The 22,063-nt window shown below is 59.5% G+C and carries 20 protein-coding genes; 6 read left to right on the top strand and 14 right to left on the bottom strand.

Features of this window, described 5'->3' with window-relative positions; genetic code table 11:
- Positions 1–25: 25 nt before the first annotated feature.
- The 3 genes from ACS3QZ_RS14625 to ACS3QZ_RS14615 are packed head-to-tail and all read left to right on the top strand — an operon-like array spanning position 26 to position 2,294.
- Entirely contained in the window at positions 26–685 is a 660-nt protein-coding gene (locus ACS3QZ_RS14625) for a Tim44/TimA family putative adaptor protein (protein WP_456038507.1), read from the top strand.
- Entirely contained in the window at positions 682–1,719 is a 1,038-nt protein-coding gene (gene mltA / locus ACS3QZ_RS14620) for a murein transglycosylase A (RefSeq protein WP_456038506.1), read from the top strand. The genes ACS3QZ_RS14625 and mltA overlap by 4 nt, the downstream gene beginning before the upstream one ends.
- Complete coding sequence (locus ACS3QZ_RS14615) at positions 1,716–2,294, top strand: Smr/MutS family protein (protein WP_456038505.1); 579 nt, start codon at positions 1,716–1,718, stop codon at positions 2,292–2,294. The genes mltA and ACS3QZ_RS14615 overlap by 4 nt, the downstream gene beginning before the upstream one ends.
- Here ACS3QZ_RS14615 and ACS3QZ_RS14610 read toward each other — a convergent pair.
- The 3 genes from ACS3QZ_RS14610 to hslV all read right to left on the bottom strand — a co-directional run bounded on the left by ACS3QZ_RS14610 (position 2,291) and on the right by hslV (position 5,570).
- On the bottom strand, positions 2,291–3,514 hold the full coding sequence (locus ACS3QZ_RS14610; RefSeq protein WP_456038504.1) for an MFS transporter: 1,224 nt from the start codon (positions 3,512–3,514) through the stop codon (positions 2,291–2,293). The two genes, ACS3QZ_RS14615 and ACS3QZ_RS14610, sit on opposite strands and share 4 nt — an antisense overlap.
- A gap of 126 nt (positions 3,515–3,640) precedes the next feature.
- Positions 3,641–4,951 carry an ATP-dependent protease ATPase subunit HslU gene (hslU, locus tag ACS3QZ_RS14605; protein WP_456038502.1) on the bottom strand — a complete coding sequence of 437 codons (1,311 nt, stop codon included), beginning with the start codon at positions 4,949–4,951 and terminating at the stop codon, positions 3,641–3,643.
- Between the two features lie 61 nt (positions 4,952–5,012).
- Positions 5,013–5,570 carry an ATP-dependent protease subunit HslV gene (hslV, locus tag ACS3QZ_RS14600; RefSeq protein WP_456038501.1) on the bottom strand — a complete coding sequence of 186 codons (558 nt, stop codon included), beginning with the start codon at positions 5,568–5,570 and terminating at the stop codon, positions 5,013–5,015.
- Positions 5,571–5,670: 100 nt separating this feature from the next.
- Here hslV and ACS3QZ_RS14595 point away from each other — a divergent pair, with 100 nt between their 5' ends.
- Positions 5,671–6,576: a hypothetical protein gene (locus ACS3QZ_RS14595; RefSeq protein WP_456038500.1), complete on the top strand. Its 906-nt coding sequence runs from the start codon at positions 5,671–5,673 to the stop codon at positions 6,574–6,576.
- A 58-nt stretch (positions 6,577–6,634) separates the two neighbouring features.
- On the opposite strand, the gene trxA is transcribed toward ACS3QZ_RS14595, so the two are convergent.
- The 8 genes from trxA to regB all read right to left on the bottom strand — a co-directional run bounded on the left by trxA (position 6,635) and on the right by regB (position 18,490).
- Entirely contained in the window at positions 6,635–6,955 is a 321-nt protein-coding gene (gene trxA / locus ACS3QZ_RS14590; protein WP_456038499.1) for a thioredoxin, read from the bottom strand.
- 35 nt (positions 6,956–6,990) lie between these two features.
- Positions 6,991–10,383 (bottom strand): double-strand break repair helicase AddA, encoded by a 3,393-nt coding sequence (gene addA, locus ACS3QZ_RS14585; protein ID WP_456038498.1) that lies wholly within the window; start codon positions 10,381–10,383, stop codon positions 6,991–6,993.
- On the bottom strand, positions 10,383–13,310 hold the full coding sequence (addB, locus tag ACS3QZ_RS14580) for a double-strand break repair protein AddB (RefSeq protein ID WP_456038497.1): 2,928 nt from the start codon (positions 13,308–13,310) through the stop codon (positions 10,383–10,385). Before addB ends, addA begins: the two co-directional genes overlap by 1 nt.
- Positions 13,303–13,995, bottom strand: a complete 693-nt coding sequence (locus ACS3QZ_RS14575; RefSeq protein ID WP_456038496.1) for a nucleotidyltransferase family protein — start codon at positions 13,993–13,995, stop codon at positions 13,303–13,305. The genes addB and ACS3QZ_RS14575 overlap by 8 nt, the downstream gene beginning before the upstream one ends.
- Positions 13,971–14,993, bottom strand: a complete 1,023-nt coding sequence (locus tag ACS3QZ_RS14570; protein ID WP_456038495.1) for an aminoglycoside phosphotransferase family protein — start codon at positions 14,991–14,993, stop codon at positions 13,971–13,973. The genes ACS3QZ_RS14575 and ACS3QZ_RS14570 overlap by 25 nt, the downstream gene beginning before the upstream one ends.
- Positions 14,990–15,463 (bottom strand): tRNA (adenosine(37)-N6)-threonylcarbamoyltransferase complex ATPase subunit type 1 TsaE, encoded by a 474-nt coding sequence (gene tsaE / locus ACS3QZ_RS14565; RefSeq protein ID WP_456038494.1) that lies wholly within the window; start codon positions 15,461–15,463, stop codon positions 14,990–14,992. Before tsaE ends, ACS3QZ_RS14570 begins: the two co-directional genes overlap by 4 nt.
- Positions 15,464–15,507: 44 nt before the next feature.
- Complete coding sequence (locus ACS3QZ_RS14560; protein ID WP_456038493.1) at positions 15,508–17,028, bottom strand: PAS-domain containing protein; 1,521 nt, start codon at positions 17,026–17,028, stop codon at positions 15,508–15,510.
- Positions 17,029–17,104: 76 nt separating this feature from the next.
- Positions 17,105–18,490, bottom strand: coding sequence for a sensor histidine kinase RegB (gene regB / locus ACS3QZ_RS14555; protein ID WP_456038492.1), 1,386 nt, complete (start codon positions 18,488–18,490; stop codon positions 17,105–17,107).
- Positions 18,491–18,577: 87 nt separating this feature from the next.
- Between regB and ACS3QZ_RS14550 the strand changes: the two genes are divergently transcribed.
- Together ACS3QZ_RS14550 and ACS3QZ_RS14545 are read left to right on the top strand one after the other, a co-directional pair.
- A complete protein-coding gene (locus ACS3QZ_RS14550; protein ID WP_456038491.1) occupies positions 18,578–19,207 on the top strand; it encodes an SCO family protein in 630 nt (209 codons plus the stop codon).
- A 70-nt stretch (positions 19,208–19,277) separates the two neighbouring features.
- Complete coding sequence (locus tag ACS3QZ_RS14545) at positions 19,278–19,832, top strand: ActR/PrrA/RegA family redox response regulator transcription factor (protein WP_093092224.1); 555 nt, start codon at positions 19,278–19,280, stop codon at positions 19,830–19,832.
- A 141-nt stretch (positions 19,833–19,973) separates the two neighbouring features.
- Here ACS3QZ_RS14545 and ACS3QZ_RS14540 read toward each other — a convergent pair whose 3' ends face one another.
- From ACS3QZ_RS14540 to ACS3QZ_RS14530, 3 genes are all read right to left on the bottom strand, one after another.
- A complete protein-coding gene (locus tag ACS3QZ_RS14540) occupies positions 19,974–20,462 on the bottom strand; it encodes a GNAT family N-acetyltransferase (RefSeq protein WP_456038490.1) in 489 nt (162 codons plus the stop codon).
- A complete protein-coding gene (locus ACS3QZ_RS14535; RefSeq protein WP_456039346.1) occupies positions 20,459–21,022 on the bottom strand; it encodes an HD domain-containing protein in 564 nt (187 codons plus the stop codon). The genes ACS3QZ_RS14540 and ACS3QZ_RS14535 overlap by 4 nt, the downstream gene beginning before the upstream one ends.
- A 90-nt stretch (positions 21,023–21,112) precedes the next feature.
- Positions 21,113–22,045: a glycosyltransferase gene (locus tag ACS3QZ_RS14530; RefSeq protein WP_456038489.1), complete on the bottom strand. Its 933-nt coding sequence runs from the start codon at positions 22,043–22,045 to the stop codon at positions 21,113–21,115.
- Positions 22,046–22,063: the final 18 nt, after the last annotated feature.

Here is a 22,063-nt window from a genome sequence, read left to right as displayed (position 1 = left end):
TTTCCATGCCCAACCCGAGGTCGAGATGAATTCACCCCTTCTTCAGCTGCTGGTTTTAGCCGGTATCGCCGTGTTCCTGATCCTGCGGCTGAAAAATGTTCTGGGCACGCGCGACGGATTTGAACCGCCGCGCGAGGTCGATTCCCGTCCGGCTCAGCGGCGTGGTCCCGACCTTGAGGTGATCGAGGGTGGGCCGGATCGTGATATTCTGGATCACGCGGCGGAAGGCAGCGATACGGCCAAGGCACTGGCTGCGATGAAGTCGGTCGAGCCGTCCTTTGGGGTAAGCGACTTTCTACAGGGTGCGCGCGGCGCCTATGAGATGATCCTGATGGGTTTCGAAAAGGGTGACCTCGCATCGATCAAGCCTTTCCTGTCGCAGGATGTTTACGAAACCTTCGCCGAGGTGGTCGAGGCGCGTGAAAAGCAGGGCCTGAGCATCGAAAGCGAATTCATCGGTCTGCGGGAAATGGCGCTGCATGAAGCAAACTTTGATCCCTCGACCAAGGAAGCCGAAGTTTCGGTGCGGTATGTCGGTGAACTGACCCATGTGGTGCGCGATCGTGCCGGGGATATCGTGGAGGGCAGCGAAAGCCAGATCAAGCGCCAGAAAGACGTCTGGACGTTCGCGCGCGTGATGGGGTCGGACGACCCCAACTGGCAGCTTGTTGCCACGGGCGAATGATCCGTGCGTTTCGGGCGGCGCTGACGGCTTTCGCGGTGATGGCCGCAGGCGGTGCGATGTCCGAAACGACCATGAAAATAATCTCTTTTGATGAGCTTGAAGGCTGGGCGCAGGACGATCACGAAGTCGCGCGGCAGGTATTTCTGAATACCTGCATGGATTTCGACGCCCCGGATTGGCAAACGATCTGCGCCGCGGCCACGGGGATCAAGGATGCGCGGAACTTTTTTGAGCTGCTGTTTAGACCCGTTCTGATTGAAGATGGCGCGCCGGGGTTGTTCACCGGGTATTTTGAACCAGAACTGGATGGGTCCCGCGTGCCGGACGGGCGTTTCCGATTTCCGCTTTACCGGATGCCCCCCGAGGCGCGCAAGGCGACGACATGGTTGACCCGGCGTGAGATCGAGACGACGGATGTGATGCGGGGACGCGGGCTTGAGATTGCCTGGGTTGATGATCCGGTTGAGTTGTTCTTTTTGCAGATTCAGGGGTCTGGACGCATTCGGCTGCCGGACGGCTCGCATATTCGCGTTGGATATGGCGGGGCGAATGGGCACCCCTACCGGTCGATCGGTGTGGAATTGGTGCGGCGCGGGGTGTACAGCGCGCATCAGGTCAGTGCGCAGGTGATCAAGAACTGGGTGCGACGCAACCCGGTGGATGGGCCGGAACTGCTCCGTCACAACGACAGTTACGTGTTTTTTCGCGTCGTGAACCGGGTGTCTCCGGAAGAGGGGCCGTTAGGCGCCATGAACCGTTCGATCACGGAAATGCGGTCGGTTGCAGTGGACCCGAAGTTCACACCACTTGGCGCGCCGGTCTGGGTTGAAAAAGGCGGAGAAAACCCGCTACGTCGTTTGATGATTGCGCAGGATACCGGGTCGGCGATCAAGGGCGCGCAGAGGGCCGATATTTTCTTTGGCACTGGCGAAAAAGCGGGGCGTGCCGCGGGGAAGCTCAAGGATGAAGGGCGCATGATCGTGCTTTTGCCGATCCAGCGGGCCTATGCCATGTTGCCGGAGTCGGTGCTTTGAGCAGGCGGAAGTTGACGGATGACGAGATTGCGTTGTGGCGCAAGGTGACGGACACGGCGCAAAGGCTGCATCCCGAGCGCGGTGTTCAGCAACTGCCGAAACCGAAACCCAAGCCAATCAAGGCACCCCGCCCGCATCTTCCCGAAATACAGATCGGGGCAAAGGCGGAAACCAGGATGCCGGCCCATGACCTGATGCCGGGAATATCGGAGCGCATGGCGCGTCAGCCGGTGCAGATGGATAAGAAAGCTTTTGGCCGTCTGAAGCGGGGCAAGCTGGTACCGGAAGGCAAGATCGACCTGCATGGCATGACGATGGAACAGGCGCACCCTGCCCTGACCGGGTTCCTGTTGCGCGCCCATGGCGAAGGCAAGCGGTTGGTTCTGGTAATTACCGGCAAGGGAAAATCGAAACCCGATGACGGGCCAATCCCGACCCGGCGCGGTGTTCTGAAGCACCAGGTTCCACAATGGCTGGCTATGGCGCCGCTGCGGTCGGTGGTGTTGCAGGTGGCCGAGGCGCATCTCAAGCACGGTGGAACCGGAGCGTATTACGTTTACCTGCGGCGGCATTAGCGCGCGGGCAATTGCGCGCGCTGGGCAGAGATGCCGACATACATCAGCGCGGTTGTCAGCACAAAATACCCTGCAACGCCAACATATTGCGTGGTTAAATCCACTCCAAGGTCGATCAATCCGCCCGTAATGGCCGGCCCGAGCGCCGAACCCAGCACCATGACTGCCGCTGCCGCCGATTTAATCGCCCCGATATGGCGCGTACCGTAAAACTCGGCCCAGAAAGCCGCCATCAACGTGGTGTTGGCGCCTGTTGTCAGGGCAAGGAAGAACAACCCGCAGAGCGCCCCCAGGATCGAATTGGTTTGCGAAAATATGAGGAACGCGGCGATCATCGGCGTCTGTGACCACGGCAAAAGCCTTGCCGTGCCCCATTTGTCCAATGCCCAACCTGATCCGAGCATCGAAGCAATGCTGGTGAGGGTAAAGAACGGGAACAAGGCGACCAGATCGAGGTGGTCCCACCCTTTGATCTCGGCGTAATGAACCTGTTGAAAGAAAAAGGCGGTGTTGAAGGCGGAGGGGCCAAGAACGGCGGGAACCATGAACCAGAACAGGCGATGTCGCAGGCTGTCGCGGCGGGTCCAGTGTTTGCCAGACATGCCTGCGGTATGTCTGCCCTGAGACATCATCTGCGGCGTACGTTCCTGTGCCAGAAGCATCCAGAGAATGGGAATGCCTGCGAGCGAAAATGAGGCGGCAATCCACCAGAGGCTTTGCCAATTGTCGGCTGTCATGACCGAAACCACCATCAGCGGAAGAAAAGCCTCGCCAATTGAAAACCCAAGCGTCGCGATGGCAAGTGCCCTGCCCCGCGTGGCCACGAACCAGCGCGCCATGGCGACCACGGCGATATGGCTGAGCATGCCCTGCCCGGTAAAACGAAGGGCAAAGATCAGGAAGGGCAAGGCCCAAGCCGAATTGATCTGGGACATCCAGATGCACGCGGCGGCAAGCAACGCAAGGATGACCGCGCCAAGTGCGCGCACGCGGAAATGGTCGGTCAGAACACCTGCCCAGACCATGACGATGGCCGAAACGGTGGTTCCCAGTGAATAGATGCCGCCCCATTCGCCGTGGCTGAGATCAAAGTCGGCCCGGATTTGGCCCGCAAATAGCGAAATGAAAAAGGTTTGACCGAAGCAGGACAGAAACGTCAGAAGAACGCCGGGCAAAAGCCAGCGGAAATTCTCGCGCAGAAAGGCGAGCGTTGCAGTCATGGGAAGCTGCCGTTGAGAGGTAAACCGTGTTTCACGGAAAATGCCCGGATTGAGTGACAATCCGGGCACTATGCCTTGAAGATACCGACCCGGCCAGACGGAAAAACGCCTTGCCGAGGTGATGGATCAGAGCACGTAGCGGCTTACATCCATGGATTTTGCCAGCTCGCCAAGGTTCGTATCCACGAAATCCGCGTCCACGGTGATGGTTTCGCCAGAACGGTCGGGTGCGGAGAAACTTAACTCCTCGAACACGCGCTCCATGACCGTGTACAGCCGCCTTGCGCCGATGTTTTCAATCGACTGGTTCACTTCGGCCGCGATCTTGGCCAGCGCGGCGATCCCGTCTTCGGTGAAGGAAACGATCACCTCTTCAGTGCCCATGAGGGCGGTATATTGCAGGGTCAACGCGTTGTCGGTCTCGGTCAGGATGCGCACGAAATCCTCTTCGGTCAGCGCGCGCAGTTCGACGCGGATCGGCAGACGGCCCTGAAGTTCCGGGAGGAGATCCGAGGGCTTTGCGATATGGAACGCGCCAGAAGCAATAAACAGGATATGGTCGGTTTTGACCGGGCCATGTTTGGTGCTGACCGTGGTGCCTTCGATCAGCGGCAGCAGGTCACGCTGGACGCCTTCACGGCTGACATCGCCGCCGCGCGCCTCCTGACGGGCGCAAACCTTGTCAATTTCATCAAGGAACACGATGCCGTTCTGTTCCACTGCCTCAAGCGCCGCACGGGTGACGGTTTCGTCGTCCAACAGCTTGTCAGCTTCTTCCGAGATGAGGATTTCATAGCTTTCGGCCACGGTCATCTTGCGTTTGACGGTGCGCCCGCCAAAGGCTTTGCCGAACAGGTCGCCAAGGTTCATCATGCCCATCTGGCCGCCCGGCTGGCCGGGAATGTCGAACATGCCGCCCATCGGGTTGCCCGTGTCGGCCACGTCCAGTTCGATCACTGTGTTGTCCAGCTCACCGGACTTCAGCTTTTTGCGGAACATTTCGCGGGTAGCCTCGCGGGCGTCTTCACCAGCGATGGCCTCGATTACGCGGTCTTCGGCGGCTTGATGCGCGTTGGCCTTCACGTCTTCACGCATGGTGTCGCGTGTTTGCAGGATGGCCGCATCCACCAGATCGCGAATGATCTGTTCCACGTCGCGGCCCACATATCCGACCTCGGTAAACTTGGTGGCCTCGACCTTGATGAACGGCGCCTTGGCCAGCTTGGCAAGGCGGCGGCTGATCTCGGTCTTGCCGACGCCGGTGGGGCCGATCATCAGGATGTTCTTGGGATACACCTCGTCACGCAGGTCATCCGAAAGCTGCTTGCGCCGCCAGCGGTTTCGCAGGGCTACGGCCACGGCGCGCTTGGCATCCTTTTGGCCGATGATATAGCGATCGAGCTCGGAAACGATTTCGCGGGGGGTCAGGTCGGTCATGTCCTATCCTTGTGCGGGCCAAAATTCTTGCAAGAATTTTGGTAAGGGGTTTGCAATACCCTTACTTGGTGATCTTTTCGATAGTCAGGTTGCCGTTGGTGTAGACGCAGATATCCGAGGCAATTGCCATCGCCTTGCGGGCGACTTCCTCGGCGGAAAGATTGGTTTCCATCAGCGCCCGGCCTGCGGCCAGCGCATAGTTACCGCCTGATCCGATCGCGGTCACGTCATGTTCGGGTTCTAGCACGTCCCCTGCCCCGGTGATCACGAAAATATCCGCGCCATCCGACACGATCAGCATCGCTTCGAGCTTTTGCAGGTACTTGTCGGTCCGCCAGTCCTTGGCCAACTCCACGCTGGCGCGGGCCAGCTGGCCGGGGGTCGCTTCAAGCTTGGCTTCCAGCCGTTCGAGAAGTGTGAACGCATCGGCGGTTGAGCCGGCAAATCCGGCGACAATATCGTATCCGCCGGGTTTCAGGCGGCGCACCTTGCGCGCCGTGCCCTTGATCACGGTCTGGCCGAGCGACACCTGGCCGTCGCCTGCAATGACGACTTCGCCGTCTTTTTTGACACCGATGATCGTTGTGCCGTGCCAACCGGGAAACTGGTCATCCGCCATGGGGCTCTCCTGTTTGCTTGACGCCCTATATGAGGCCCACGCCGCCCATGCACAAGGGTGGCCCTTGTCGCGGGTTTGTCATCGGCTTAGCGTCGGCGGCATGAGTGATACAAAACAGGTTCGGTTCTACCTACCCGACGGGCTGCGACAGAGCGCCGAGGCTGGCGAGCACAATTTTCTCAACAAGATCGCCTCGGTTCTGGGGGGTGCGGGATTCAAGCCGGAATATCTCGATCCGGACATGGCCGATCCGAAAGCGCCGGGCTATTCGCTTTTCCACATGGAAGAGCCTTTTGCCACCGGTTCTGTCACGATCCGCCGGGCCTACTATTATCCCTTCTGGCAGATCGAACGCACCAATGAGCGTTGGAACTGGGACGTGGCGCAGGCGTCGTTCGAACCTGACGCTGTGGATCGCAAGGCGGCGGATCAGTTCTTTGGATTCTGGCAGAAACGGCTGTTCAAGGAGCCGTTGAAATCGGTGGGACGTGAGGAGTTTGTTTACATCCCCCTTCAGGGCCGTCTGACACAGCATCGGTCGTTCCAGATGTGTAGCCCGGTTGAGATGATCAAAAAAACGCTTGAACAGGATACGGAGCGGCGCGTGATCGCGGCGCTGCATCCCAAGGAGGTCTATTCGGAAGAGGATTTTGCCGCGCTGGAAAATCTGGATGCGGCACACGAGCGGCTGGAGCTTCGGATGGGCGAGATGGAAACGCTGTTGCCACGCTGTGATTACGTCGTGACCCAGAATTCCAGCGTTGCCTTTGCCGGGTTTTTCTTTGGCAAGCCTTGCGTGACCTTTGCCAAGATCGATTTTCACCACATCGCGGCGGATGTTTGTCGACTTGGGATTGAAGGGGCGTTTGATGCAGTCACCCGGATGGCGCCGGATTATGCGGGCTATGTCTGGTGGTTCCTGCAACAGAAGTCGATCAATGCCGGGCGGCCTGAGGCTGAGGAAAACATCCGTGCGCGGTTGGTGGCGCTGGGCTGGCCTGTATGACTGGAAACAAAAAAGGGCGTCTCGCAAGAGACGCCCCTGAATTTCGATCCCGTTCGGATCAGATCGAATCTTCGATCCAGCTTTGCAGCGCGGCCTTGGGTGCGGCGCCTGCGCGGTTGGACACAACCTGACCGTCTTTGAAGATGAACAGCGCCGGGATGCCGCGCACGCCCATTGCCGCAGCCGAGTTGGGGTTGCTGTCCACGTCGACCTTGGCGATTTTCACCTTGCCTTCCAGTTCGGCGGACAGCTCTTCGAGCGCCGGGCCGATCTGTTTACAGGGGCCACACCATTCGGCCCAGAAATCAACGACCACAGGGACGTCGGAATTCTTTACTTCTTCATCAAAGGTGGCATCGGTGACAGCGACGGTTGCCATGAGGTTTCTCCTGAGTGGAATTGGGTTGGCTGAACCTAGGGAGCCTCTTGGGGGGCGTCAAGGTATCCTGTGGCAGCAAGCGAATTTGTCACAAGATCGTGTGGTAGCACCATGAGTTCACTGGTGCGCGTCCAAAGGATTGCCGTTTCAATAGGTTGCCCGGGGAAGACCTGTTTCAGAGCATGCGCATAGGCCCCCATCTGGCGCAAAAGACCGTCTGGCACTTTTTCTGGTGACTTTGGGACAACAGCATTGGTTTTGAAATCGACGGCGACAATCCTGTCCGGCAGGATCAGCAGCCGGTCGATGATCCCATGCAGGCGCTGGGTGCCAAGATCGGCCGTCACAGGCACTTCGGCCAGCGTATCCCTTGCAAAAAGTGGCGAGAGCGCGGGATTTTCCACGACAGAACAGGCCTCTTTCAGAAGATCCTGGAATTCATTTGGTTCAAGTCGGGTATCGCTTGCTTCAAGAAGCGTACGGGCCACCTGGGGCCATTCCGAGGGCGCGAAATCGGGTAGGTGTTCCAGCAACAGATGGATTTGTGTGCCTCGTCGCTTGGCGGCCTCGTCGTCGAGCCCCTCCTCGCCCGGCAATGCTTTGCTGCCGCCAAGGTCTGATGGGCTTAGCGCGGCTGGCGTGCGACCTGGTTCGGGAGCCGGGCGTAGGAGCAGATCGGGGATGTCCGGCTTCGCAGGGGTTTCCTCCTGTTTTGTTTCGATGACGGGTCCAGACCAATCTCCGTGGGAATACCGCAACCCCTCGCCTCCGGCAAAGGCCCGAGGATCGGCGCCAATACGGGTCATGCCGTCGCGCACCGTGTCGTACCAGCTTTGACCATCTTTCCCCAAATCCCCCGCCGCCGCCACGATCAGCCATTTTTCGGCACGGGTCATGGCGACGTACAGAAGGCGCAGACGTTCCGCGCTCTGCGCATCGGCCATTTTTCCCCGCGCGTCCATGAGCAGTCCGGGGGCCGCATCCGACGCCGTGTTCCACGTCGCATGTCCATTCACGGGTACGATCAGGGCGTCTGTCTTAACCCGACGCTGGGCCGTATCCGGCATGATCACGATCGGCGCTTCCAGCCCCTTGGAGCCATGCACCGTCATCACCCGAATTCGATTGCCGGCGCTGTCCATCTGGCGCTTGATTTCGAGATCATCGGTTTCCATCCAGAGCAGGAATCCGGTCAGGCTGGGTATGGCGTTGCTTTCATAGGTCAATGCCTGGCTCAGAAGCGCGTTGATGCCATCTTCAGCCTCGGACCCAAGCCGTGAGAGCAGTTTGCGCCGCCCTTCATGGCGGGTCAGGATGCGTTCGATGAGGTCATAAGGGCGCAGGAAATCGGTCTGACCCATGAGGTCGTCGATCACGGCCAGTGTTTCTGGAAACTCTGCGCGACGCCCACGCAACTCTTCCCAGAGAAATTTCGATTTGCGCCGATGGGCCAGGTCAAAAAGGGCCTGCTCGCTCCATCCGAACAGGGGCGATCGCAGCACGGTGGCCAGCGAGAGCGAGTCCTCGGGCGTGCTTAGAAATGAGAGAAGCGCGCCAAGGTCGCGCACGGCCATTTCCGCACCGACCTTGAGGCGGTCCGCGCCCGCGATGGGCAGGTTACGCGATTTGCAGGCGCGGATGATTTCGTGAAACAGATCAGAGCGCCGTTGCACCAGGATCAGAAAGTCGCCTGCTTGAACCGGACGTTGCTCAAACGTGCCGTTTTCAAGTTGTTCCGCCGGAATAGTCTCTTTTGTGTCGATCAGGCGCTTGATCTCATCCGCAATCCGTTCGGCCAGAACAACCGTGTGGTGGGTTTCGCCTAACCGATCAACCGGATCGAACCAATCGTCCTTTTCCGCCTTGGGACCGGGTTCGACCACGGGCCAGAGATCAACGCGGCCGGGCATGTCGGCGTGAAACGCCCGGTGCAGGTTTTCCCGTGGGAAGCCTGCGGCCTCGCGCCCCTCGAAACACATATCCACCAGACCAAGAATCGCCGAGGAGGAGCGGAAGGAGTATTCAAGGCTCAGGCTTTGCAGGCTGTGGCCCGAGGGCGCCATGCGCGCGGCGAATTCATCCTTCATCCGGTCGAATTCTGCCGGGTCGGCGCCCTGAAAGCTGTAGATCGACTGTTTCTTGTCGCCCACAACAAAGATGGTCCGCGCCACGTCAGAACGCGCTCCGCTTCCGCTGGTGAATTCCTGGGCCAGACGTTCGATCACCTGCCATTGAGCCGGGCTGGTGTCTTGGGCTTCATCGACAAGAATGTGGTCGATGCCACCGTCCAGCCGGTAGAGCACCCATTCCGCGACGGCCGGTTCGTTGAGTAGTGCCCGCGCGCGCAGGATCAGGTCGTCAAAATCCAGCCAGCCGCGCAGCTGCTTTTGTTCTTCGTAGTGCTGCAGAAAGCTATGCCCAAAGGCATGGAGCGCAAGGCCGCGGTTAATGACGCCTAGGGTAAGCCGTTGGTTACGAGCGGCTTCGACACGAAGCATCAGCGGCTCAATCTGTGCGATCAGATCGGGATGATCCTTTTGAACACCCTTTGTCGGAAAAGAGCCTAACTTGGCGGAAAACGGCTCTTTGGCACCACTTCCGGTAAGAAACGCGCCTTCCAAAACCGGCAACGCCGACATGTCCAGCTCCGTCAAAGTCTGTAGTTTGTCCGCGGCCTTATTGTCCATGGTTCCGCCAGTGCGCAACGCAGCCAAAAGGCTTTGGAGCAGCTGTTCTTCACCGCCCAAGAAGACCGATCTGAGAAGGGAGTGTTCGTCCAGATTGGGTTCGACACCAAATGCAGCTGCAAGTGCGGCACGGTCCACCTGCGTGCGAAACGCATCCGCGCTGTGAACAATCGCCGACGTGAGCTTGTCGAGGCTTTCACCCGTGAAATGCCTGGCGAGGTTCTCGACAAGCGCGCTATCCGGCCCTTCGGCCATGCGGTCGGTGATCTCTTCACGCAAAAGCGCGGCGGCACGGTCTTCCATTTCCTTGAAAAGGGGCGAAACCCCGGCTTCGAGGGGAAACCGACGCAACAGTGAGGCGCAGAACGAGTGGATTGTCTGAATTTTCAAACCGCCCGGCGTTTCAATTGCGCGGGCAAAGAGTGTGCGGGCCTTTCTCAGGTCTTCGGCGGTGGTTTCGCCTTCAACACCCAGCTCCAGAAGTTCCTTGCATAGATCGTCGTCGTTCTTCATTGCCCACGCGCCGAGCCGCTTGAACAGGCGGTTCTGCATCTCGCTTGCGGCGGCCTTGGTGTAGGTCAGGCAAAGAATGTGCTGTGGCGAGACCTCTTCGAGCAACAGCCGGGCGACACGATCCGTCAGAACGCGGGTTTTTCCCGATCCGGCATTGGCCGAAAGCCATGTACTGTCCCGTGGGCTTGCGGCCTGAACTTGGCGTTCGGTGGCGTCGTTGCGTTGCATCAACAAAGCTCCTCGGGATCGGGGGCGTCGGTGGCATCCCATTCGCCAAAGCGCGCGAGCTGGTCATAATCGCCTGCATCGCTTTCGGAATGCATGGCGCGGCGGGCGGTAAAGCCTTTGCCGTCGATCTTGTAGTGGGTGATCAGGGTGACGAATTCTTCCCAGACCTGTTGCGGCGCGGTTTCTCCAAGCGGGGCCGGTACATCCTTGGGTGAGGAACCCAGTCCGATGTAGATCGCATCGGCCACGGTTTCCGCGTCAAGCGAAGCAAACTCCCCACGTTCGGCCATGGCCGCTTCCAGCAGAAGCTGCTTGTCAAAGTGGATTTGCTCATCCTTGGATGGCGGACTGCCGGTTTTATAGTCATAGAGGATCAACCGCCCATCCTCGGCCCGGTCAATGCGGTCGGCCTTGGCCGTCAGGGTGAAATCGAGCGAGTCGATCCGCCCGGTTGCCTTGTCTTCAAAGGCGACGGGTTGCGCCCGCTTCATGCGGGCGTGTTCCGATGAAACAAAGTGGTCCGACACGCGTTCCATCCGCGCCTTCCACAGGGCCCGTGCCGTAGGCCATGGGACGTTTTTGGCAAGAACAGTCTCTGATATTTGCAAAAGTCGCTCGCGGGTGATCGCGTCAGTCCCACCTGCGTTCTTGATGAACTCTTCAAGGACATCATGCACAATGATCCCGCGCAAAAGCGCGTCTGGTGTGCGCATCAGAGGGTCCAGCGGTCGCAGGCGTAATACATGCTTCGCGTAGATTGCATAGGGGTCCCGGATCAGGCGTTTGATTTCTGTCACGGACAGATGGTCGGGCCGGGACGCAGGGGGCGGGATGGGTGAGGGGCGTTTTACAGGGTCGACCGAGGGGAAGTCTTCCATTGCGCGGACGAGATCGAGCCAATAGGCCCCGCGCGAGAGCATGCCCTGCAAGGCATCCTGTCCGCCCTGATCCGGCAAACCGCCAAGGAGGTTGGTCAAGCGGTTGATCCAGCGCGAGGGAACGGTTTCCGCTTCATCAGACCGAATGGCGCGGGTGATCCAGACTTCTGGTGCCAGGACTGCCTGCTGAAAGTCATGCGCGGAAAGTCCAATGCGGCGTTCAGGAAGAAGAAGCCCCGCATCATGACGCATTTTACGGTTGAGCCACGGGTCGGGGCTTGGCGCTTCGGGCCAGCTTCCTTCGTTCAGCCCGCCAAGAATGACCAGATCGGCACCCTGAACGCGGGCCTCCAACGTGCCCCAGATCAGGATACCGGGATGGCCGCTGTCCCTGTCGCGCACTTCGGCGCGTGACAGGATCGCTCCGAACAGGTCGCCATAGTCGGTGGCAGAGATCGGCCCGGCAATGTCGGCGTGATCCCGCATATCCTGCGTGATCTTCCGGGCTTCTTGCCCAGCCTTCTTCTGCCAAAGCTCGCCAGATCCGTCGCCCGGTCCCTGCGCAATGCGTTCGGCCAGCGCAAGGTGGGTTTCCAGTCGGATGGCCAGATCGACTTCGCCCGTATCTTTGTAGCAGCAAAAGGCCCCGATCAGCCAATTCACCCAATCCGGCGCGTCGTCGCCCTTGGCAGTACCCCATGCCAAGAGCGACTGGGGATCGGGGTAGGTCACACCCTTGCGCCGCATCCAAAGTTCAAGTTCACGCGTCAGGCGCAGGTGGGGGCCGCGATCCTGTCCGCTGTGGGTGAGCGGATGCTTGAGCAGGGTCAGCAGGGCTTCGGAGGTCAGTTTGTGCTGAAACAGAGCCGCTATGTGGCGCAGAAAGCGCCCCGGCGGAGAGAGTTGCAGCGGCGTACCGGCGCTGTCATCGGGTTCGATGTCCCAGCGATCCAGTGCGGTCGCAACCTGACGGGTCAGCATCCGGTCGGGGGTGATCAGGGCGGCGGTTTGGCCATCCTCTGCCGCCTGGCGCAAGCGCGCGGCGATGGCCAGCGCCTCTTCGCGCATCGAGGCGGCCTCGATCAGTGTGACGTTATGGGTGGCATGGTTTAGATCGCGCAAGGTCGGGCCTTCGGTCAACCATTGATCGGTAACGGGGGCTGGACGCAACGCGAGCGAAACCAGCTTGTTGCGCGCGGGGCAGGGCGGGTGATCTGCACTCCAGAGCTGGATATCGTTCGCTGCAATCTCGAGCCGGTCCATAAGTTTGCGGAACCGGAACTGAGGGTGATCCTCGCTTTGCAGCGGGTCTGACAGGGCGTCCCAGACCGCATCGGGCGTATCGAAATCAAAACCGGGCAGGATGATCGCGCCCCGAGGCAGCCGGGCAATGGCCTGCATCAGAAGCATGGTTGTGCCACGAGAGCCGGTGGACCCGGCAAGGATGACAGGATGTGCCGGGGGGTTGACCCGCCAGTCTTCAATCATGCGCTCGACGATCATCCTTTGACGGCTTTGCGCGTCGGGTGCGGTATCAACATCATCCAGAAAGTGCCGGACGATTCCGAGAAACGCCTTGGCTCGCGCCCAATGCCCAGATTGATCGGTCACATCCAGCGCTTCGATCGCATCAAATGAGACACCTTCGCCCTGCATCTCATCCATCAGGCCAGCAAGGCTGTCCGCCAGATCGTAAATCGACGCGCGCGACGCCAGATCAGGTTGTTGATGCAGGAGTCGGGAAATCAGCTGGATCAGTTCAAAACGACGGCGCAGGGCAGGGACCGGGGCGGGGAGGTCGGCAGCTCCGACACCACGACCCAGATCGGTCAGCAACTGGATGCGGGGCAAAAGTCGGGCGGGACCAGTGTCAAACAGCGCTTTGACCCGCCGGGCCATGCGCGCGGTGTTCACAACAAGCTGCACGCGGGCCATTTCAATAGGCGGGCGATGGGCGAGGCGGTCGTTCAACCCCCGGACAAGGGCCGCCGGAAAATCCGAGCCCGGGGGCACGGCAAAGACGCGAGCTTTGTCGGTGGGGTCAAACATGGGTTTCTTTCAACAAGGATTCCGCGTGGCGCAGACCGTCGGGATTGCCCACGTCACACCATTTGCCCGGGTAGCTGACCCCGAAAAGGCGTTTGTCCCGGATCATCTGATCCCAAAGCAGGTTCAGGGAAAAGGACTTGTCCGGGATGTCGGCGAGTCCTTCGGTTTTGAGGATTTGCACACCACCATAGATCAGACCCGGACCGCGTGTGATTTGGCCGGTTTGGGACAGAAGGAAATCACCTTTGCCAGCATGGCCGAGCGTTTGGGAACGGGGTACGCAGACCAGCAGTCCGTCCATTTTGTTGGGATCCCAATGCTCAAGCGCCAGTCCGAAAGGGTTTGGTCCGGACCAGATCGCATCAGTATTCGTGGTCATCACCGGACCTTCCCACAAGAGCGGCAGGGCATGCCGGAGCCCGCCCCCGGTGTCGAGGATGTCGGGCGTTTCATGTGACATCCGAACATCCGTATCCGCCAGGTGCGCGCGCAGCTGCTCCGGCAGGTAGTGCAGGTTGGCGACGATGCGCTCGGGTTCAACCATTCTGACAAGCGCAAGCGTGTGGTCGATCAGCGGAACGCCGCAAACCGGGATCAGGGGTTTGGGACAGTCGGCGGTCAGGGCGCCCATACGCGTTCCGAAACCAGCCGCGAACATCATCACAGAACGGGGTATTTGCCGCATTTGTCTTTCAGCTTTTGCAAGAGGGCGGGGGATGGCTCGGGCAGGTCACCAAGCACCTGTTCGCGGATCACGGCAAGTGCCGGGTGCTCCAGGTCGCGCAGGACAAAACCCCAGACGCGCGGGATGAGATCGACATAATGCGGCTTGGCAAAATGCATGGACAGCCGGGCAAAGGCGCCAAGGATACGCAGATTCCGCTGAACGCCCAAAACCGCGTAGGCGGTCTGAAAATGTTCGGGGTCAACATCAGTTGCGGCGAGGTATCGAGTAATCATCGCTGTTTCCACGTCGCTGGACACATCGCGCCGGGCATCCTGCAGAAGCGAAACCAGATCATAGGCGGAGTGTCCCAACATGGCATCCTGAAAATCCAACAACCCGACCCGCGCGACCCCCCGGCGATCCGGAAGCCACAACAGGTTCTCGGCGTGATAGTCGCGCTGGACAAGCACGCTTGTGTCGTTTGCGTGCTGATCCAATAGCGACCGGAAGGCCAGCATGAACCGGCTTTTCGCCTTGTCGACCTCCAGATCCGCCCCTCGTGCATACCAATCATATGAGAGTGCGGCCATGTTGGTCATGACCTCGGGGCCGTATGTCTTCAGGCCAGAGGGGGGGCGTGTCTGGTGTAGTGCGACCAGCACGTCTGTTGCGGCCGCATAAAGGAGCATTTCCTGGTCTGGTTTCGAAACCAAAACCCGCGCGAATAGATCATCGCCCAGGTCTTCGAGTAGAAGAAGGCCATGCTCGGTGTCACAGGCCAGGATTTCCGGTGCCGACAGGCCGGTATCTCTGAGGTGCTTCGCGATATGAACGAAACCCGTGACAGGCTCGTTCTTGTCCGGCGGCGCATCCATCAGCACGGCCACCGTGCCGTTCTTGCGGGTGATGCGTTCGTAGCGGCGGTTGGAGGCATCACCGGCTAGTGAGGCCCGTGCTGCATCATTCCAGCCGCTTTCCTCAAGAAACCGGGTAATCCGGGTGTTGCGTTCACTCATTGGGAAATCTCTTGGACAAGGGGTGTCCACCGGCCGGTTTGCCAGGACAGGGTCAGTTTGCGTTGGCCTTCGGTGCCTCCAAGCGAAAAGTCCAGTCGAAGGGCGCTTTGGGGTGCCAATTCTGCCAGTCGATCAGGCCATTCAACGAGACAGATGGCATCTTCGAACGCGTCCGTCAGCCCAAGCTCCACAACCTCATCCGGGGATGTCAGGCGATACAGGTCCGCGTGCCAGATTTCGGATCTGGGCGTTTCGTAGGTTTGTACCAGCGTGAATGTAGGGGACGGAACGTCCTCTGGTTCGCTCAATAAGGATTGGATCAGGGCGCGGGCAAAATGGGTTTTCCCCGCGCCGATGTCGCCCTGCAAAAGCAGCACGTCCCCGGGCCGCAAGCCGGGTGCGATCCACCTGGCAAGAGCGGCGGTTTCATCGGGAGTATTTAGAAAAAGGGTCGTGCTTTGGCGCGTCATGGCGCAAGACTACAGCGAACCCCGGCACCTGCAAGCGGTTCGGTTCAGATCGGTTCCGGAACGGACGCCAATGGTGCATTCGCTGCTTCGGCGGCAATGCAGAACCGGATCAGCGTGGCTCCCCTGTCAACCGGGTGAACCGACAGATAAATGCGTTCGCCAGTGCGCATTTCGACCGTTTCGTTCCACGGGGTCCTGTCGGTCGGCGCCATGACAAAGGCTTGCAGTTGCGCCCACGCTTCCGTCTCAATTGCTTCGTTGCGCCAAACTGGTAACGCGTCGCGCAACGTGTACTCGGCAAAGCTCGTGTCCGGGTCAGTTCGCCAGAGGGTGCAGTAGGATGAATTGTACAAGCTCAGCCGTCCCGTTGCCGAGAAAACGGCAACGGCGTCGGGCAAAGCATCGATTACCGACTGGTTCAGCTCAAGATCGGCCCGGAAACGCCGGGTCAGCGAAATCTCGGCGCTGATGTCTTCGAACAGAAAGGCAATGGCACCGTCCGGATGTGGCCGCCCCGTGACGCGATAGGTCAACCCCGATGGCAGGGTCCAAGTTTCCGCGTAACGCCCGTCGGCTGCAGCAACCACCAGTTCGGCGATTTGCTCACGCCAGCTGGCGTAATTCTTGGGCTCTGGCATGACCCGGTTTTCGCGCATCCTGTCAAAGAAGGCGACGAGGCTGGGGCGGGCCGACAGAAAATCTGCAGGCAGTACCGTGAGGTCGATCAAGGCCGGGTTGAAAAGGGCAAGTTGTCGGTTGCGGTCAAAAATGGCTAGCCCGATCGAGAGCTGTGCGAAGGTTTTGGTCAGGGTTTGGACAAAATTGCGCTGGGCGATTTCCGCGCTCACGATGGCATTGGCGTCGCTGGCATAGCACATGGTTTCGTCCCCGGTACTGACGCGAATGATGTCGTACCAGAATGTCTGGTTGTGAGATTTATCGGTGATCCCGGTTCGAAATGGCTCCTTGTCGGGCAGGTCCAGGTCAATGTCGAAGATCGGGTGCCCCTGATCACCTTCGTGCCCCAGCCGTTTGGCGAGCAAGTCATAGGCAGCGTTCCGCCATATGACCTGTCCGGCCTTGTCGACCTGCCAGATCGGGTAGGGCGCGTTGGCTACCGCCTTCCAGGCCCGGTTGTTGCGGGCGGGTATTTGTCCAGGGTCGGCATGAATCGTGACTCTCGCCGTATTTCCCCGTTGATCAATGATTGCAAAATCGGACCGGGCGGGATCCTTGGCGCGAAGGGTTATGCAGGACCGTTCCTTGTCCGCGCCCTGGACGGTCGGAAATTCGGGGAAATCAGACACAAGCGCTTGATACAGATCGCCCCAGACATATTCCGCAGACCGCAAAGGACCGATCCGTTCCAACCCAAGCGGGTTGGCATCCACCAGTACGCCCGCGCGAAAAAGAAAGATGGCCGCCTCGTGGCTCGTGCGGCCATGGGTATGTTCTGTCGTTTCTCCTGATTTCCGCAGGCGATGACCCAGCGTCAGAACCGTGAGCACGATGGCCGTGCTGACAAGGACGGCAAAGACATAGGAAATGAGCCCAGAGTCAAACATTGGGGGCCTCTCGTGATGGGGTCCGGGAAAACATAGTCGTCCGGCCAGGGTTAAGGATCTGTTAACCCACAAAAACCTATTGAGAAATCACCGGGTTTTGCCCCATCTCCACCGCATGCTCGCCATAGACGGCATCGATCAGATGCCGCGGCCAGACGACCTCGACAATTGCGCCAGACCGTGAAGGCTCATCGCTGTTGGGAGTGAAATCGCCCGACCCGTTGGCAAAGCTGAGTTCTGCACCAGACCGTTCGAGCAGAGTCTTGGCAATGAAAAGACCAAGCCCCATGCCTTCGTAACCCGGGCGCTGTGCGCGGTCCCGTTCAGATCTGCGGCGTCGCACGAAGGGGTCCCCGATCCGTCCGATCAGGTGCGGAGGGTAACCGCGACCATCGTCCATGATGCGAATGGAAATCGTATAGTCTGTCCATTCCGTTTCCACCCAGACCGTGGTGGACGCAAAATCCACGGCGTTCTGGACGAGATTGCGCAGGCCGTGAATGATTTCTGGTCGGCGCAGGACCATGGGCGCGTTTTCAAGATCGTGGTGTTCGAACAGGACATCTTTACCGCGACCGAGATGCGGGTCGGCGGCTTCTTCTATCACGGTTGACAGGGGTGCCTTGCGCAGATGCAGGTCGTCCTTTCCGGCACGCCCCATTGAGCGCAGGATATCGCGGCACCGATCCGCCTGCTCGCGAATCAGCGCGGCGTCTTCGCGCAATTCGGGGTGATCGTCGAGCTCCTCCATCAGCTCGGCGCTGGTGAGTTTGATTGTGGCGAGTGGCGTCCCAAGTTCATGCGCGGCGGCGGCGACAACACCGCCAAGGTCGGTCAACTTCTGTTCGCGCGCCAACGCCATGTGAGTCGCGGCAAGCGCTTCGGACATGGAGGACATTTCCGAAACCACGCGGCGCGAATAAACCGAGCTGAACAGGATTGCGATCACGATGGCGGCCCAGCTGCCGAACAGGAACACATCGGGGATACGCAACACGAAATACTGCTGCGTGCGCAGGGGCATATAGTATTCCAGCATGATCGTGACGAGCGCGATGGCAAGCGACGCGATGATCACGGTCGAGCGTACGGAAAGAACCGACGCGGAAATTGTCACCGGACCGACCACCAGAACAGAGAACGGATTGTTCAACCCCCCCGTCAGGAACAGCAGGAAACAAAGCTGCAACAGGTCAAAAAGGATCATGAAGCTGTTTTCGGTTTCCGACAGCAGCTTGTTTTCCGGGAAGACGAACATCGCGATCAGGTTGCCGATCACAGAAATGCCCACCGCCAGATAACAAAGCCCGAATTCCAGTTCGAGATCAAAAGTGAACTGTGCGATCACCAGAGCGACGACCTGCCCGAAAATGGCGATCCAGCGGACCAAGATGATGGTGCGCAGCCGAATCCAGTTTCTCCGGCCCCCGACAGAGAGCAGTTCACTTGAAAAATCCGACATTGGCGCGCCTTTCCACTTGTCTCTGCCCGATCAATTGTTAGGTCTCTGCCAGACATCATTCAACATGACTTTGCCAGAGGTGCCGCCATGGCCCGTATTGCCGCCATCATTGCCGTTTTTGCCACGATCCTCGTTCTGGGTGGAATTTGGTTCATCTCTCGAGACACGGGTGACGATGATCAGTTTGCCCAGTGCCGAGAAGGGCAGGTGGCCGGGGGAGCGTCTGCTATTGGCGGGCCGTTTGAACTGGTCAGCGAGACCGGGGAAACCGTGACCGACAAGGATGTTCTGACGGAACCGTCGCTGCTTTATTTCGGCTACACTTTTTGCCCCGATGTCTGTCCGATGGACACGTCGCGCAACGCGGAAGCCGTTGAAATCCTTGAAACAAATGGAAAAATGGTTCAGCCGGTATTCATCTCGATCGACCCGGCACGTGATACGCCGGAGGTCATGGCGGAGTTCACCGACTACCTGCACCCGCGCATGTTGGGGCTGACCGGCTCACCTGCGCAGATCAAGGCGGCCAGCCAAGCTTATCGCACCTATTACAAAAAACAGGAACCCGAGGACGGGGACGAGGAATTCTACCTCGTGGACCACTCGACCTTTACCTATTTGACGCTGCCCGGGCACGGGTTTGTCGAGTATTTCCGCCGGGATGTGACACCTGATCAGATGGCGGAACGGGTAGGGTGCTTCCTTGAAAACATGTAATAGTTCCATGGCGTTTGACCCGGGCCGTGCACCAAGTTAAAACTTGGAAAATGCTATAGGGAAGAGGCGCATGGTGGAAGAAAACCTGCAGGAGATCGGACCGGACAAATCCTTGCTTCTGGTGGATGATGACGAGCCGTTTCTGCGCAGGTTGGCCAAAGCCATGGAAAAACGCGGGTTCGAAGTGGAAACCGCTTCTTCCGTCGCGGCAGGCAAGGCGATTGCCACGGCCCGCCCCCCGGCATACGCGGTTGTGGATCTTCGGCTGGAAGACGGCAACGGGCTTGATGTGGTCGAGGTGCTGCGCGAAAAACGCGAGGATTCCCGGGTTGTTGTGCTGACCGGCTATGGCGCGATTGCCACCGCCGTCGCGGCGGTCAAGATCGGGGCGACCGACTATTTGTCCAAGCCCGCAGATGCGGCCGATATCATGAATGCGCTGATCAGCCGGGAAGGGGAGCTTCCCCCGCCGCCGGAAAACCCGATGAGCGCGGACCGGGTGCGGTGGGAACATATCCAGCGGGTTTATGAATTGTGCGACCGCAACGTGAGTGAAACGGCCCGCCGGTTGAACATGCATCGCCGGACATTGCAGCGTATCCTGGCCAAGCGCAGCCCGCGTTAAGACATCCTGAAAGCACCGTTTTGCGACGTCGGTAATGCGTCGGTATCCTGTCGGTATTGCGTCGGTGGCGTGAACCGCTCGGTTCGGGGTATGTGGACAGGGTGGATGTGAGTATTTTTGGAACAATGAAAGTGCGGGGCGTTACAACTCGTAGCGTTTCAGGATTTTATCGACGGTCTGGCCATCGGACAAGGTGACCCCTGTCAGCCGTTGGTAGGGTTCGAACCCCCGGCTTTGATAATAGGCCAGACCCCCCGAATTGTCGGCGCGGATATTGGCGTTGATCCAATCATAGCCCAGGGCGCGCGCGGCGGTTTTTGTGGCCTCAAAAAGCGCCGATCCGGTGCCCAGTCCCGTGCGGCCCACGCACACGAAGGTGGCGATGTCGCAGGCCTCGGGCGGCAGGTCGGGGTAGGGGGCAATCCATTGAAAGCCGAGCAGCGTGCCGGAAGCGTCTTCGGCCAGGTGCCAGGCCGAGTGGGCCGCATTTTTCTCCATCTTGGCCTGAAAGGCGTCGCGCGACATGGGAGCGGTGAGGGCGGTGGTGCCTCCGATGGCGATGATCTCGTTCAACAGATCACTCATGGCGCCGCTGTCGAGCGCGCCGGCGCGGCGGATATGCAGGGTCATAGCTGGGCCAACAGGTCTGCGTGGCGCGCGGTATAGTCGGCGCGTACCTCAAGCGGTGGGCGCAGGCGGATCGACAGGCCATCGATGATGGCCGGGTCCGGCTTGCCAAAGAACTTGTTCGCCTCGGCGGTCGAGAAACCAGCGATCTGGGTGGCTTCCATCCACGCGCTGATCCGGTCGGCGCGTTTGATCTGGGATTTGATCCGCTTCGGGGTTTCGGCGGGTAGGCCAAACCGGATATGAATGGCTGCCGTCAAGCGGTCGTCCAGCTTGCCGTAATCCGGGCCGACGGCGGCCTTGACCGGGGAAATCATGTCGCCAATCACGTATTCCGGGGCGTCGTGCAAAAGCGCGGCAAGGCGCCATTTAGTTGGTGCGGTCGGGTACATGCGGCTGAAAAGCTCTTCGACCAGCAGCGAATGTTCGGCCACGGAATAGGCAAAATCCCCGAGCGTTTGCCCGTTCCAACGAGCCACGAAAGCGAGACCGTGGGCGATATCTTCAATCTCGATATCCACAGGGGTCGGGTCGAGCAGGTCAAGCCTGCGACCGGAGAGCATTCTTTGCCAAGCGCGCGCCACGGGAAGTCCTCTTTTTGGATGCAGTGTGCCTAGCGCAGGGGGAGCGCCATGCGCAACGGGGATTGTGGCCTAAAGTCGGGTTTCGAATGGGTGCTTGTGCCGCGACATGTATCGCAGGTAGCGCGGCAGGTACTGCACATGGCCGATGAGGTTGTCGAGTTGATGCAAAAGTGGTTCTCGCAACGGCTTGCGATCCGGGGGAGCGGATGTGTCGCCAACGGCGTAGGTTTCGATGATGGGGCGCGGGAAGCGGGTTTCTTCCTCGTAGCCCTGCCAAGGGCGCGGGTTGTTTGAAAAATGGATCAGGCATGGGCGCGCCATCCGGGTGTAGGCCGGAAACCTGTTCGGAAACTGCCAGTTCCAGCGGGGTGAAAGCTCGGCAAACTGCCCCTGGACGGCCATGTTGAGAAGGGATTGGTCGTGGTATTTGAGGGTAATTCCCGATTGGTTGACGGCGAGCATCTCAGCAAGCAATCCTTGCTCGGCAAAGGCGGTGGTATCAATCAGGAGGACGCCGGAATTGAAATAGCGGTTGGCCGCGATGTCGTGGGTTTCAAAGTCGATGATCGGTTTTTCGCCCTGCCAGAAATGTTCCTTGTCGAGCGCCGCAGCGAGCGCGTGCGGACCGAGATCGACATCGAACAGGCGTGATAAATCTGGGCTGCAAAGGTAGGTGTCGGCATCCAGGTAAAGGATGCGGTCGTATTGGTTCTGGAAGATACCGGGAAGCCAGAGCCGCAGATAGGCAATCGAAGGCAGCCAGCGCAAGGGCAGGTTTTCGCCTTGCAGCGTAGCATTGAGGTCCAGGACTTCGTTCCGAATACCCAGTTGGGCCAAGTCGTCCGGGATCGCAAGCGGGTCGAGGCTCGCGATGATAACGTCGAAATCAAGGGGGGTTGCAAGGGTGACGATACGGTGGGCCGCCAGCAGCGCATAGCCGAGCCACCCCGCGTCAACCGTGAAAATGACCGCTTTTCTGTGGGTGTGCGCTCGGGGTGTCACATCAGGCTCCGCGTTTCG

The sequence above is a fragment of the Shimia sp. W99 genome (assembly GCF_053851455.3).
The sequence above is the reverse complement of the archived record's forward strand: the minus strand, read 5'-3'. Positions and strand labels throughout refer to the sequence as shown.

Coding starts and splice junctions, on each gene's coding strand:
- ACS3QZ_RS14625 (WP_456038507.1), top strand. CDS start 26: ATGAATTCACCCCTTCTTCAGCTGCTGGTTTTAGCCGGTATCGCCGTG.
- mltA (WP_456038506.1), top strand. CDS start 682: ATGATCCGTGCGTTTCGGGCGGCGCTGACGGCTTTCGCGGTGATGGCC.
- ACS3QZ_RS14610 (WP_456038504.1), bottom strand. CDS start 3,514: ATGACTGCAACGCTCGCCTTTCTGCGCGAGAATTTCCGCTGGCTTTTG.
- hslU (WP_456038502.1), bottom strand. CDS start 4,951: ATGACCGACCTGACCCCCCGCGAAATCGTTTCCGAGCTCGATCGCTAT.
- hslV (WP_456038501.1), bottom strand. CDS start 5,570: ATGGCGGATGACCAGTTTCCCGGTTGGCACGGCACAACGATCATCGGT.
- ACS3QZ_RS14595 (WP_456038500.1), top strand. CDS start 5,671: ATGAGTGATACAAAACAGGTTCGGTTCTACCTACCCGACGGGCTGCGA.
- trxA (WP_456038499.1), bottom strand. CDS start 6,955: ATGGCAACCGTCGCTGTCACCGATGCCACCTTTGATGAAGAAGTAAAG.
- addA (WP_456038498.1), bottom strand. CDS start 10,383: ATGCAACGCAACGACGCCACCGAACGCCAAGTTCAGGCCGCAAGCCCA.
- addB (WP_456038497.1), bottom strand. CDS start 13,310: ATGTTTGACCCCACCGACAAAGCTCGCGTCTTTGCCGTGCCCCCGGGC.
- ACS3QZ_RS14575 (WP_456038496.1), bottom strand. CDS start 13,995: ATGCGGCAAATACCCCGTTCTGTGATGATGTTCGCGGCTGGTTTCGGA.
- ACS3QZ_RS14570 (WP_456038495.1), bottom strand. CDS start 14,993: ATGAGTGAACGCAACACCCGGATTACCCGGTTTCTTGAGGAAAGCGGC.
- tsaE (WP_456038494.1), bottom strand. CDS start 15,463: ATGACGCGCCAAAGCACGACCCTTTTTCTAAATACTCCCGATGAAACC.
- ACS3QZ_RS14560 (WP_456038493.1), bottom strand. CDS start 17,028: ATGTTTGACTCTGGGCTCATTTCCTATGTCTTTGCCGTCCTTGTCAGC.
- regB (WP_456038492.1), bottom strand. CDS start 18,490: ATGTCGGATTTTTCAAGTGAACTGCTCTCTGTCGGGGGCCGGAGAAAC.
- ACS3QZ_RS14550 (WP_456038491.1), top strand. CDS start 18,578: ATGGCCCGTATTGCCGCCATCATTGCCGTTTTTGCCACGATCCTCGTT.
- ACS3QZ_RS14545 (WP_093092224.1), top strand. CDS start 19,278: ATGGTGGAAGAAAACCTGCAGGAGATCGGACCGGACAAATCCTTGCTT.
- ACS3QZ_RS14540 (WP_456038490.1), bottom strand. CDS start 20,462: ATGACCCTGCATATCCGCCGCGCCGGCGCGCTCGACAGCGGCGCCATG.
- ACS3QZ_RS14535 (WP_456039346.1), bottom strand. CDS start 21,022: ATGCTCTCCGGTCGCAGGCTTGACCTGCTCGACCCGACCCCTGTGGAT.